Source organism: Pectobacterium cacticida (assembly GCF_036885195.1).
In the GTDB taxonomy this organism is placed as follows: domain Bacteria; phylum Pseudomonadota; class Gammaproteobacteria; order Enterobacterales; family Enterobacteriaceae; genus Pectobacterium; species Pectobacterium cacticida.
This window is the reverse complement of record NZ_CP133656.1, coordinates 255,268-267,871: the sequence shown is the minus strand read 5'-3', so window position 1 is coordinate 267,871 and position 12,604 is coordinate 255,268. Positions and strand designations below refer to the sequence as shown.

Genomic DNA, 12,604 nt, shown 5'->3' with positions numbered 1-12,604 from the left:
CTCGCTTAGCCGAACTCACGCAGACGATAAAGCAGGCGAATAAGCGGCGACGGTTTTTTATCGTTGTTAACCTGTTCTCCGGTAATGACCACGGTCGCCGTGGTACCAGCCGGATAAAGGTCGCCCATTTGATGATCGAGACGGATCTTCACGGGCACGCGCTGAGCCAGACGCACCCACTCCAGATTGGAATCTACGTTAGCCAATCCCTTCGTATTCACACTGCTACTGCTGTTATTCACGCCTGCCGCCACGCTATCTACCGTGCCATAAAATATTTTTTCGCTACCCAGCGGGGTGATCTCCGCACGATAGCCGCGGCGAATACCCTCAAGTTTGGTCTCTTCCATATATGCCAATAGGTAAAACGAATCTTTTTTCACTAACGCCACCGCGGTATTTCCGCGTTCGATAAATTCGCCGCTTTGCACATGCAGATTGGTGATCCAACCGTCGGCAGGCGCACGGACCACCGTGCGATCGAGCTCCAATTTCGCCAGTGACAACACGGCCTGTGCTTTAGCAAGTTGGTGCGTCGCGATCTCCAAGGCACTACTGGATTGATCGATGTTTTCCTGTGACATCGCTCTCACCCCCAACTGCGCACGGCGCATCGATTCCCGGCGTTTTTCCCTAACCATCGCCTGATAGTAGGCGACATCGGCTTCCGCCTGCGCGACGGCCTGACGATAGCGCGGCTGATCAATGACAAACAGTACGTCACCTTTATTTACCAATTGGTTGTCCGTCACTCGGACATCGGTCAGCAATCCGCTCACATCCGGTGCGATCGCCACCACATCAGCCGTAAATTTGGCATCGCGCGTCCAGGGCGATTCGGTATAAAACGCCCAGATGCGGAAAATGGCGGCAATCGCACATAGCACAATGACCAGCGTAACCGCCACGCGACTAAGTTTTCTGATCAACATGGCCTGACGCCTAAATAAGGTTAACAAGAAAGCTTTCACAAACGCCTCACAGACCGTAACGGAACAGTAAATAAAACAGGCAGCAGAATAGCGCGCTGTTAAACAACGCCGGGTGCCAGACGAAATCATAGATCCCCGTCGGTTGCAGCAGGCGATTCACGACAAAGAACAGCGTTAGCGACACCAACAAGACAAAAAATACGGGGGGAAATGACAGCCCGAACAGCACCATAACCGGGAGTGAACTCATCCTCTTTTTCCTTTTTCTTCAATAACGGCAACGGCAGGTTAGCCACCGGATAAAATTTATGACACGTGGCACCACAATAGAGTACAGGTATAGCGTCGTACTGATGTTCAGCATAGACACAAGCTCTCAGCACGCAAGCGAGCAGCCTGCGGCGCAAATAATGTAAAACTGATGAGAGCAACGTCAGCAGGACTGGCTAACGATAGGAAATCAGCGAATTACGCGATAATAGGTAAATAAGCCCAATCATTAGAGAGTCCTGGATAGTGAATAGTCATGGACAATCGCAGACGACGCGCCGGTTCGCTTTTACGCTCAGATAAAACTGTCGCTTAAACGATAGCGGACAATGTTCCACTCGGCACCACCGGATAGGCTATATTATGGATGGATATTATTACCTTATCTACATAGTGTGATCTAAATCACTTTTAAGCTAGAGTGAATAATGGAAAGATTAAAGAGTATGTCGGTTTTTGCACGCGTGGTGGAATGTGGTTCTTTTACCGCCGCCGCTCGCCAGTTACAGATGAGTGTATCCGCCGTCAGCCAGACTATCACCAAGTTGGAAGATACCCTCCAGATTAAGCTGCTAAACCGTAGTACACGCAGTATCGGCCTGACGGAAGCGGGGAAAATTTACTACCACGGCTGCCGTCGCATGCTGCATGAGGCCCACGAGGCGCATGAGCAACTCTATGCCTTCAACAATACGCCGATCGGCACGTTACGCATCGGCAGTTCTTCTACTATGGCGCAGAATGTGTTAGCGACGATGACTGCTGCGATGCTGAAAGAGTATCCCGGCCTATCCGTAAATCTGGTCACTGGCATTCCCGCGCCCGACCTGATTACTGATGGGCTGGATATCGTTATTCGCGTCGGGGCGCTACAGGACTCTAGCCTGTTCTCGAAACGCCTGGGCTCAATGCCGATGGTCGTCTGCGCGGCAAAAAGCTATCTGGCACAGCACGGCGCGCCGGATAAACCGGCAGATATGGTGAATTTTTCCTGGCTGGAATACAGCGTGCGGCCCGACAGTGAATTCGAGCTGATCGCCCCTGAGGGAATGTCGACCCGACTCTCACCGCAAGGGCGCTTTGTCACCAACGATCCACAAACGCTCGTGCGCTGGCTCAAAACTGGCGCTGGCATTGCGTATGTCCCGCTTATGTGGGTCGTGGACGACATTCATCGTGGCGACATTGAAATCCTGTTCAGCCGCTACCACTCTGACCCGCGCCCGGTGTATGCCCTTTATACACGTAAAGATAACCTGCCGTTAAAAGTGCAAGTCTGCATTAACTACATGACGGAGTACTTTAAAAACGTCGCGATGACCTATCAGGCCTATCGCCAGGATCACGGCGAGGAAAAAAAGTAGGATTTGCAAAGAGGAAAATGCGAAACGCCTTCCTCTTTCATACAAAACACATCCCCATCCCACCATCCGTACGTTATATCTCTTTCCTTCGTTCAGGAAAGTAAAATCACATGGATAAGGTACGAATAAATTCGTACAATATAGGTGAAGGGATGGGGTTCAAGGATGCCAAAAAGCAGCTTATCGTCTGTTTGCAGTCGGGTACTGTGTTGCATGAAGCCAGAGGAAATATCAGTACGAAGAATCTGCTGGCAACCGGGCAAATATCAATAACAGAACTCATTGATATTATTTATCAATCTTCGGGGACATCCTACTCTTCTTCACCCCATCATTTTGCAGCGCATATTGATGTTCATATCATCCGTTGCCGCCATCGGGGAATATCGTGGTATATCAAATGGTATTTTGCCGAACCAAATTGTGTCTTTATTAGCGTCCACCATTGAGGTGATGACATGAAAATTTTCAAAGTCGGAGATACACAGTCCGCTATCTGTAACGCATGCCAGTCACTTGAAACTGCGACGTTTCAGCTTAGAGACGTCCCATTCAGCGATAACAGCGGCGTGGTGAGACAGGTTTTGGTTGGCGTTTGCAATCGCTGCGGGAATATTGCCATCATCCCCCATCAATCTACGCCCATGATTAAGAAAGCGCTCGATGTACAGCGTAAGGCGCTGGAAAGCAGAGTCCCTGCGCACATGATAGATATCTTAAATCTGGCAAGCTGCGAATTAGGTGGGGAACCCGATTTTATTCCCACGCTGATGAAATACTATCTTCACACGCTGGCAGCCGATCGCGCAGCGGCACAAGATATCCCGCGTTTTCTGCAAAGTGATTTGGCAAAAGGAAAATCCGAGAAACGTCTTTCTCTTAAAGGAAGGCATGTTGCGACAGACATTGACGTACTAAAAACCACAACAAACATATCCAGTACAACAGACCTATTAAAAGGCATTGTTCTCAAGATTAAGGAAGATGTCTTGGTACAGCGAGATGAAATACACATCAGGCAGCTCAAATCGATTATTGCAGCGGTTTCCTGACTTTTTACTCCATTACCTCTTAGCCCAATAAAAAAACCGCGCTCATAAAGCGCGGTTTTAAAAAGATATCAGAGCAAATTATGCCGTGCCGCCTACCGTCAGACTCTCCAGCTTCAGCGTAGGTTGACCAACGCCGACGGGCACACTTTGCCCTTCTTTACCACACACGCCGACGCCGTTATCGAGCGCCAAATCATTACCAACCATGGAGATTTGCTGCATCGCTTCGATACCAGAACCAATTAACGTAGCGCCCTTGACCGGCGTACTAATACGACCGTTTTCGATCAGATATGCCTCGGATGTCGAGAAAACGAACTTACCCGATGTGATATCCACCTGACCGCCGCCAAAATTTGGCGCATAGAGACCATATTCAACGCTGGAAATTATCTCTTCTGGCGTCGATTTACCCGCCAGCATGTAGGTATTCGTCATTCGTGGCATCGGTAGATGCGCATACGATTCACGGCGGCCATTACCCGTTGGCGCAACGCCCATCAAACGCGCATTCAGTTTGTCCTGCATATAGCCTTTCAGAATCCCGTTTTCGATGAGCACGTTGTACTGCCCTGCCACGCCTTCATCATCCATTGTAAGGGAACCTCGGCGCCCGTTTAGCGTGCCATCATCCACTACGGTACAAAGTTCCGACGCGACGAGTTTCCCCATCTGTCCGCTGAATACGGATGTGCCACGGCGATTAAAATCACCTTCCAGACCGTGACCGACAGCTTCATGCAGTAACACGCCGGGCCAGCCCGCCCCCAGCACTACCGGCATAGAGCCAGCAGGCGCCGCCACGGCCGACAGATTAACCAATGCCATTCGCACCGCTTCTTTCGCCCAGGCATCGACGCGCGCCTCTCCATCGGTGATTTCCCAGAAGTAATCGTAACCGCCGCGCACACCACCGCCGCAGGCGCCGCGTTCTCGTCGTCCTTCGGCCTCAACCAGCACGCTGATTGACAAGCGCACCAATGGACGAATATCCGCCGCCAGCGTACCGTCTGTCGCCGCGACCAACACCTGTTCATACACCCCCGTCAGACTGGCCGAGACTTCTTGTACACGCACATCAGCGGCGCGGGCAACGGTATCTGCTCGTTGTAATAACGCAATTTTATCTTCGCGCGTCAGGCTATCCAGCGGGTTCAATGCTGGATAGAGTGGGCGATGTGCCACTTCACCCAGCGTATGTACCGCCCCTGCTCCGGGTTCCCGCACGATGCTCCGCGCTGCCAGCGCACTCTGATGTAATGCGTTCAGCGTAATTTGATCGGCATACGCAAAACCGGTTTTCTCACCCTCAATCGCTCGGATACCCACGCCCTGATCGATATTGTAGGAGCCGTCTTTAATGATGCGATCTTCCAGTACCCAGGACTCATGGTAACTGGATTGGAAATAGAGATCGGCATAGTCTAAACGGCGCTCATTAAGCGACCCCAGAACAACGGCGAGATCGTCAAGATTTAATTTATTGGCGGTGAGTAATTGCTCACTGACAAACGAAAGGCTCATAGTTTTTCACTCTTTTATCTAATCATCGGTTGAGTATGCCGTGCTAGCCTGGCGATATCATTCGCCTTTCTTTTTATTCGGCTCACGTAGCACTTCCTGAATCTTTGGCTGATCGAGGCTACCAGTAATCTGGTAGCGAATCAGCGAAATCTTGTTCCATAACGGTGCCAACGCTTTACTGGCGGCAAATACCGCTGCGCCAACAACCGGATTAACGGCAAAGGCGGTCGCCACCCCCACCGTTGCTGAAATTTCCGGGGCAATAACGGCTTCCATATTGATTTGCCGCTGGTCGAGATCAAGGTCTCCCGATATCGCAATATCCGCCTCCAGCCCATCGACCAGCAGATCATCCGTATGCAGCACGCCATCCTTAATCCACGCGGTACTGCGAATCGAATCGAAGTAAAACCCATGGCCAAATGTATCGCTGAAATCGAATCGCAGCTTACGCATCAGCGCATCGAAGCTCAATAAACGCAGTAGCTGCCCGGCTTTACCGGTGCCGACATCGGCAATTTCCCCTTTACCAATGCGCGTGTGCAATATGCCACTCAGGCTTGTAATATCCGGTGACCAGGGCGCGCCACGCCAGTAGAGATCGTAATCCACATTAAACGCGCCCGCTTGTAGCGGCGATTCGACACCAAACCAGTCCGCATTCTGCGCCAAACTCTCTCCCGTTAGCTTCCCCTTCAGGGCCGTCCGCACGCCTTCTGCGTTTTCTTGCCAGGTGCCGTTTAGCGTCAGGCGGGCTTTGCCTGTATCAATAACCCCATCTGACAATGTTAATTTCTCCCTCTCTGGCAGTAGCGTTCCCTGAATACGGCCCATATTCTGTCCAAAAATCCAACACTGACGGCAGGTAACCGCCAGCGACGGCCAGTCGTCAAAGCGAATATTCGTGTCGCTCAGCGGCGATCTTTTTTCCGCCAGCGCCACGGGATTAGTCGCTTCATCGCCTTTCCACTGAGGATTGTAGTAAAGATAACGGATGTCGCTGCGCCATATGCCGCGATGAGGTATTTCAATCGTACCGTCAATTTCTCGCCCTTGCGCCTGTACTTCGCTGCCGCCAAGCGTATTTTTACGCGTGATTTCCAGATCGTGCCATTGCTGCCCCAATAATTGCAGCTCAGGCGTCCGCAGCGTCACAGACTCAGGAAAACGGAAAGAACTATGCGCTTTGTTCCCTCCTACCGACGTTGAGGAGCGCAGCGATGGCAGGATCCCCAACCAATTTTCCGCATCCAGCGGCGGGAGATCGAGCACCAAGGCGGAGTCTTCGGGTAACGTTGGTGTCGCCGCTGCCGTCTGCTGCCAGATTGCCCGCGCCAGCGTCACAGTGTTGCTTTTTAGCAACCATCGGCTATTGAAACGGCTACTTTTGCCCACGCGCCCCTGCAAAGTAAACCCCCTCAGATCGCCGCTGGCTTTAAATTCCAGCGGCAAATTCGCGCCAGCAGGTTTACTAAGCGGGTTAGGTAAGTGACTACTTACTTTTCTTAAATCAGCTTGCACATCAACATCGTAAGTTGTTTTACTCGCGTGCCCCAAATTAATAGCTACCGTACTTTTCCAACTCGCCGAGCCCGACAGGGCTTTGCTTGCCGCTGGCGGTAAGCCCGGCAGAAGCGCTGGTCTCCAGTCACCTTGTAAGCCCACGTTCACCAGAAAAGCGTTAGGTTGCTCTTCGGTGGTGAAATCGACCGTTATCGGTTGATTCAGCCAGTTAGCACGAAGTGTTTCACTGCGCAAGTTACCATTATCATAATGGAACGTGCCCGTGAACTCTTGAATCGTGGTGTCCAACGGTTTGATATACAGACTATTATTGTTCAGTGTAATATCGCCGCGCGCGTGGACATCATCACCGTCCAGCGGTATATCCAAGTGCAGAGAGCCTTGCACCCGCCCGCCAATTTGCAACGCGTCTAATGCCGTTCCCAGTGAGGATTTCAGCGGCGTCTAGTGAAAATAGTGGCCGACATCAGCCCCCTCACCCTCCAGTTCGCCATCGATCAGCAGTCGCTCTTCTTTATAATCGGGAATATCCGCGTGAATATTTTTGCCTTCCACCTTACCTAACCACGCTCGCGGCGCGAACATCCGCAGCCCGTTATTGGTAAAGTCCATATTGATATCTAGCGGTTCCAGCGCTGGCCACCCCGGCTGAAACGCAAACGTCGCGTTTTTAACCGGCGCCCAGACCTCAAATCGTCCTTCGTTATGTGTGAACGGAAAATGCTGTGGATTACCGGAAAAGATCAGCGTCGCATTATCGACATGCCCACCCTGCAATGCTCCGCTCAGATAATCCACCAGTTTCGTGCCCATAAGCCGTTCAGGGTAATAGCGCCAGGCATCTGCCGCCTCGGTCAAACGAATTCCCGCCAGAATATTCAATGAGGGTTCCTGGCCGACAGGTTGTTCGTAACGGAAATCACCATTAGCCCACAGCGATTTGGCCTGTACATCCAAGCCATCACTCCATAACTCCAGCCCTTGAGTATCGTTGCGCCAGCTAATCGTGCCGTTAGCTTGCTTGATGTCTAATGGTGCGCGAAACATCGCCGCATAAGGCAGCAAACTTTGTTTTAGTGCGACGCTAGCTTGACCCTGTTCGAGGCTCCCCTGAGCGACACCGGCGAAATGCTCAACACCCGGCAGCAATTTCCATGGCTGCCAGCCCACATTCTGCCAACTCGCCTTAAAACGGCTTTTCTCCGGCTGTTGCAGTGGAATATCCACAGCAACACTATTTACGATGCCCGTCGGCTGCAGTGCAGCCCAGCGCGTTTTCAGCATCGGCGTCGCCCCGGACAGCAGCGGAAGCAGTGTACTCAGCCGTTCCAGCGACAGGTTACTCGCCCGAAGGCGTAGCTCGTCCTGACGATCGGTCGCGGATATAGGCCCATTTTGGGGTGACCAGAGAACAGAGAGACGGCCTTTCGGCCAGACGATGCCATCCGTTGCCAGATTCAGCGACGGGATATCCATCTGCCAGCCATTCTCCTGGCGACTGACATGTAGCGTCATATCATCAATATTTAGGTGATGCGCCTCACGGCCCTCTCCCCAACCCGCCGTTCCCTGGTTAATAAACACATCGCCGCTGTGAATGTCACCCTCACGGACGTTAATCCACGCCGCGAGACTAAAATCAGCGCTTTCCAACCCGGTATTGGTTTTCATCCAGCGGCTGAGCCAAGGCTTCATATCAATGTTGTCAGCTTGCAGATAGAGCGTGCCCGTACTGAGCAAGCCTCGATCATCGTGCAAATCCATACGCATTTGCACTACGCCATGTTGCCCATTAAAACTCGACAGACTAATAGCGCCTTCCGCGCGGTGGCGTTGGTCAGAGTTTAGCCAGGTAAGTTGCGGTATACTCAGCGCCGCTCTGGAGCCGGAAGGGGTAAGAAAGGTAATTTGGCTATCACGCAGATCGAAGTGGTCAAACTGACGCAAAAACAGATCGCTGATCTTCCCTGAGCTTATCCGTTTACTGTCCTGTTGGCGGGTAAGTGGGCTATTAATATCGAGTTTTAACTGGTAAAACGTGAGATCGCGGAACTGCCAACGTCCGTGTAATAGCGACTGCCATACATCCAACGCCAGCGTGATGCGATCAACCTGCCAATCCGAATCGGGAAGGGAGGTACGGAGTTTTTCAATTTCTAACGTAGGGCCAAAAGACGCCCACCGCCCCGATATCGCGCCAATATCTAATGGGACGCCGGTCACCGACTGCACCCACGCCACCAACTGTGGCCGGAGATGATCGAGCTGCGGCAGCACCAGCCTTAAGCCGCTGACTAACAACGCCGTCACCACAACAAGCGCGGCACCCGTGGTGACTACGATTCCGGGCAGTCGCCTCACTACATTCTCCTTCTTTCGTCACCGACGACGAGCGACCAAATTTACATCATGACGACGTCAAACTGCTCCTGGCTATACAGGGGTTCGATTTGTACGTTAACCTGCTTCCCGACGAAGATTTCGACCTCGGCCAACGCATGCGATTCATCGCTCTTCAATGCTTCGCCAACCGCCGGAGAGGCATAGACAAGGAAACGATCGGCGTCATACGCATGATGCACACGCACAATTTCGCGCATGATTTCATAGCAGACGCTTTCGACCGTCTTCACGGTGCCGCGACCATGACACGTTGGACATTCATGACAGAGCACATGTTCGATACTCTCACGCGTGCGTTTGCGCGTCATTTCTACCAAGCCTAGCTGAGAGAAACCATTAATATTGGTTTTGACGCGATCTTTACTGAGGGCCTGTTCCAATGAATGCAGCACCCGCCGACGGTGATCGTCATTATTCATATCGATAAAGTCGATAATGATAATACCGCCGAGGTTACGCAAACGCAGTTGCCGCGCTATTGCCTGCGTGGCTTCTGTATTGGTATTGAAAATGGTTTCATCCAAATTACGATGCCCAACAAAGGCGCCCGTGTTGATATCGATGGTTGTCATGGCTTCAGTCTGATCGATGATCAAATAGCCACCGGATTTCAATTCCACTTTCCTATCAAGTGCGCGCTGGATTTCATTTTCCACATCAAACAGGTCAAAGATGGGCTGTTTACCGGCATAGTGTTCAAGTTTACTGGTCATCTCTGGGATATACTCGGCAGTAAACTCCAACAGGGCTTCATACGTCAGACGGGAGTCAATCCGAATACGATCCAGCGCCGCCCCGGCAAAATCACGCAAAATGCGCTGAGCAAGGGCAACTTCGCCATAGAGCTTACATTTGGTCTGGTTACGCTTTTTGCGCTCCATCACCTTGCTCCACAACCGTTTCAGGAACGCGGCATCCTGTGAAAGCTCTTCTTCACCGATACCCTCCGCCGCGGTACGAATAATAAAACCGCCGTCGTCGTCGCAATACCCGGCGACCGTTTTCTTTAAACGTTCCCGTTCAGCTTCGCTCTCAATACGCTGTGAAACGCCAACGTGCGACGAACCCGGCATAAAAACCAGATAGCGCGATGGCAGCGTGATATCGGTGGTCAGCCTGGCGCCTTTGGTTCCCAGTGGATCTTTGACAACTTGCACCATAAGATCCTGCCCCTGGCGTACCAGTTCAGCGATATCTCGGACGTGAAAATTTTTCTGTTCATCGCCAGCGACACATTCCGTGTGCGGCATAATATCGGATGCATGCAGGAACGCAGCCTTATCCAGGCCGATATCCACAAACGCTGCCTGCATGCCAGGCAGGACGCGGCTCACCCGCCCCTTGTAAATGTTGCCGACAATACCGCGCTTAGCCTCTCGCTCAATATGAATCTCTTGCAAAATGCCACCGTCAATGTAGGCAACGCGCGTTTCCGATGGTGTAACGTTTACCAGTAACTCAGCAGTCATGTTTTCCTCTTGCACTTCGCAATGCAGCAAAATTACTGAATAGCTCATGAGTTTCTACCAGCGGCAACCCAACGACCGCATAATAGCTGCCGTTAAGCGAACGGACAAAACATCCGCCCTTGCCCTGAATACCGTAAGCGCCGGCTTTATCCATCGGTTCGCCACTGGCAATATAGCGTTCGATATCCTGTTGGGAAAGCGAGCGGAAGAGGACATCGGTGATCACCAGACAGCTTAGTGTTTCATCTTTATCTGCCAACGCGACGGCAGTCATAACCTGATGCTGTTGTCCAGATAGTTGGCGTAGCATTTCCGCTGCGTGGGCATTATCCAGCGGTTTTTCCAATATCTGGCCATTTAACACCACAATAGTGTCCGCGCCTAAGACAGGCAAATCACGTGGTGCGACAACAACCCCGGCAGCCGCTTTTTCATGTGCCAACCGCCGAACGTAGACTTCAGCCGCTTCCTCCGGTAACCGCTGCTCTTCCACCGCGACGTTCAGTACAGCAAAAGGCATATCGAGCAGCGTGAGTAATTCACGGCGGCGAGGTGAGGCGGAGGCCAAATAAAGCTGAGTCATAAATCACCTTATTGCACAGCAAACTGACGCCGAATTTTACGCATCAGCAGAAACACCCACGGCCACAGAACGCCATCAATGACGCTATTCCAGAGCGTTTCCGGACGAAAAGTGACATTAATCACCAGAAACTCGGCCCAGAATACGGTGAGATCCATTAGCAGAGACAACAATATGACGATTAACGCTTGCTGCCACAGCGCCATATTGCGGAATAGCTGAAATTTAAAAGCCACCAGATAAGCAATAATGCTCAGCGCCAGTGCCCGTACTCCCAGTGTAGACCCAAGAATCAGATCCATTATCAGACCTAATACCAACCCAGTGCCGACGTTCACCCGATGCGGCAATGCCATCACCCAATAGATAAGAAATAATGTCAGCCAGGAGGGGCGAAACATATAGATTGCATCTGGCCACGGCATAATTTGCAGAACCATGGCGATCAGGAAAGAAAGCCAAATAATCCAGTTGCCATGACGGCGATAATGGTTCATTGGCGGCCCTCCTGCGACTCGGCACCGGACGTAGCAGTGCCAGGTGGCAACGGCGGCCCCATCTCCTCAGACGGCAACACCTGCGGCATCATCTGCATCAGGCGCTCATTCGCCACCCGATGCACTTCAGCGGGCGGCAGCGAGACATTCGCGTTATTTTCCACTCCCCACAGTAATAGAAGATAGCGTAAACGCTGTAGCCCCGCCGTCGGACGCGCCTGAATGATCGTATAAGCCCGCTGCGTATCCTCTTTAACCGATGAAACAACCGCCACCGGATACCCTTCAGGAAAACGACCGCCCAGACCAGACGTCACCAGCACATCTCCCACGCGGATATCGGTATTATTAGGCAGGTGTTCTAGTTGCAGGTCGTCGGCACAGCCATTTCCAGCGGCAATGACACGGATATCATTACGCAGCACCTGAATCGGCAACGCATGGGAAACATCACAGATAAGCAAAACCCGGCTGGTAAACTGGCCCACGGCGATGACCTGACCGACCACGCCCTTATCACTGATAACGGGCTGCCCTTCGTATACGCCATTCGCTCGACCTTTATCAATCACCACCTGATCGCTATAGGGATTTGTACCGGATGACAACACCTGCGTCACCATTTTCTGCTCATCCTGACGCAGCGGTGAACCCAGTAGCTCACGCAAGCGCGCATTTTCTTGTTTGAGCTGACCCAATAGCAGTAGATCGCTGTTCTTCATTAACAGCTCTTGGCGTAACGCAGTATTCTCAAGACCTAATTGTTCACGAGTGGCGAGCGAGGCAGACACATTGTCCAGCACCTGACGAGGCCCATTTGCCAGAAAATAAAATGGGCTGACGGCAGTATCCATGAAGGTTCTGATTTTGACGAACGAACCGAGCCGACTGTCTGCAACGATCACGACAATCGCGGTAATGACAGCAAGAAAAAGTCGTAATTGCAGGGAAGGCCCTCTGCTAAAAAGCGGCTTCATAAAATTTGC

10 protein-coding genes and 1 pseudogene are annotated in these 12,604 nt (G+C 51.9%); 3 read left to right on the top strand and 8 right to left on the bottom strand.

Going from position 1 to position 12,604, the window contains the following annotated elements; genetic code table 11:
• Window positions 1-5: 5 nt before the first annotated feature.
• Both aaeA and aaeX read right to left on the bottom strand, forming a co-directional pair.
• Window positions 6-971, bottom strand: coding sequence for a p-hydroxybenzoic acid efflux pump subunit AaeA (gene aaeA, locus RFN81_RS01165; RefSeq protein ID WP_264497426.1), 966 nt, complete (start codon window positions 969-971; stop codon window positions 6-8).
• Window positions 972-978: 7 nt separating this feature from the next.
• Window positions 979-1,182, bottom strand: a complete 204-nt coding sequence (gene aaeX, locus RFN81_RS01160) for a p-hydroxybenzoic acid efflux pump operon protein AaeX (protein WP_005975424.1) — start codon at window positions 1,180-1,182, stop codon at window positions 979-981.
• A 448-nt stretch (window positions 1,183-1,630) separates the two neighbouring features.
• Here aaeX and aaeR point away from each other — a divergent pair, with 448 nt between their 5' ends.
• The 3 genes from aaeR (at window position 1,631) to RFN81_RS01145 (ending at window position 3,618) form a co-directional block, all read left to right on the top strand.
• Window positions 1,631-2,566, top strand: coding sequence for an HTH-type transcriptional activator AaeR (gene aaeR / locus RFN81_RS01155; RefSeq protein ID WP_264497425.1), 936 nt, complete (start codon window positions 1,631-1,633; stop codon window positions 2,564-2,566).
• Between the two features lie 110 nt (window positions 2,567-2,676).
• Window positions 2,677-3,015, top strand: a complete 339-nt coding sequence (locus RFN81_RS01150) for a hypothetical protein (protein WP_264497424.1) — start codon at window positions 2,677-2,679, stop codon at window positions 3,013-3,015.
• 9 nt (window positions 3,016-3,024) lie between these two features.
• Window positions 3,025-3,618, top strand: a complete 594-nt coding sequence (locus RFN81_RS01145) for a hypothetical protein (protein ID WP_264497423.1) — start codon at window positions 3,025-3,027, stop codon at window positions 3,616-3,618.
• 78 nt (window positions 3,619-3,696) lie between these two features.
• On the opposite strand, the gene tldD is transcribed toward RFN81_RS01145, so the two are convergent.
• The 6 genes and pseudogenes from tldD to mreC all read right to left on the bottom strand — a co-directional run bounded on the left by tldD (window position 3,697) and on the right by mreC (window position 12,595).
• Window positions 3,697-5,142 (bottom strand): metalloprotease TldD, encoded by a 1,446-nt coding sequence (gene tldD, locus RFN81_RS01140; RefSeq protein WP_264497422.1) that lies wholly within the window; start codon window positions 5,140-5,142, stop codon window positions 3,697-3,699.
• Window positions 5,143-5,199: 57 nt separating this feature from the next.
• Window positions 5,200-9,027: pseudogene (gene yhdP, locus RFN81_RS01135) on the bottom strand (AsmA2 domain-containing protein YhdP).
• Window positions 9,028-9,068: 41 nt separating this feature from the next.
• Window positions 9,069-10,538, bottom strand: a complete 1,470-nt coding sequence (gene rng, locus RFN81_RS01130) for a ribonuclease G (RefSeq protein WP_264497421.1) — start codon at window positions 10,536-10,538, stop codon at window positions 9,069-9,071.
• Window positions 10,528-11,121: a Maf family protein gene (locus RFN81_RS01125; protein WP_264497420.1), complete on the bottom strand. Its 594-nt coding sequence runs from the start codon at window positions 11,119-11,121 to the stop codon at window positions 10,528-10,530. The genes rng and RFN81_RS01125 overlap by 11 nt, the downstream gene beginning before the upstream one ends.
• Window positions 11,122-11,129: 8 nt before the next feature.
• Entirely contained in the window at window positions 11,130-11,618 is a 489-nt protein-coding gene (gene mreD, locus RFN81_RS01120; RefSeq protein ID WP_264497419.1) for a rod shape-determining protein MreD, read from the bottom strand.
• Window positions 11,615-12,595, bottom strand: coding sequence for a rod shape-determining protein MreC (gene mreC, locus RFN81_RS01115; RefSeq protein WP_264497418.1), 981 nt, complete (start codon window positions 12,593-12,595; stop codon window positions 11,615-11,617). Before mreC ends, mreD begins: the two co-directional genes overlap by 4 nt.
• Between the last annotated feature and the right edge of the window lie 9 nt (window positions 12,596-12,604).

What these genes read in the sequence shown, in the direction of transcription:
- aaeX (WP_005975424.1), bottom strand. Translation starts at nt 1,182, where the DNA reads ATGAGTTCACTCCCGGTTATGGTGCTGTTCGGGCTGTCATTTCCCCCC.
- aaeR (WP_264497425.1), top strand. Translation starts at nt 1,631, where the DNA reads ATGGAAAGATTAAAGAGTATGTCGGTTTTTGCACGCGTGGTGGAATGT.
- RFN81_RS01150 (WP_264497424.1), top strand. Translation starts at nt 2,677, where the DNA reads ATGGATAAGGTACGAATAAATTCGTACAATATAGGTGAAGGGATGGGG.
- RFN81_RS01145 (WP_264497423.1), top strand. Translation starts at nt 3,025, where the DNA reads ATGAAAATTTTCAAAGTCGGAGATACACAGTCCGCTATCTGTAACGCA.
- tldD (WP_264497422.1), bottom strand. Translation starts at nt 5,142, where the DNA reads ATGAGCCTTTCGTTTGTCAGTGAGCAATTACTCACCGCCAATAAATTA.
- rng (WP_264497421.1), bottom strand. Translation starts at nt 10,538, where the DNA reads ATGACTGCTGAGTTACTGGTAAACGTTACACCATCGGAAACGCGCGTT.
- RFN81_RS01125 (WP_264497420.1), bottom strand. Translation starts at nt 11,121, where the DNA reads ATGACTCAGCTTTATTTGGCCTCCGCCTCACCTCGCCGCCGTGAATTA.
- mreD (WP_264497419.1), bottom strand. Translation starts at nt 11,618, where the DNA reads ATGAACCATTATCGCCGTCATGGCAACTGGATTATTTGGCTTTCTTTC.
- mreC (WP_264497418.1), bottom strand. Translation starts at nt 12,595, where the DNA reads ATGAAGCCGCTTTTTAGCAGAGGGCCTTCCCTGCAATTACGACTTTTT.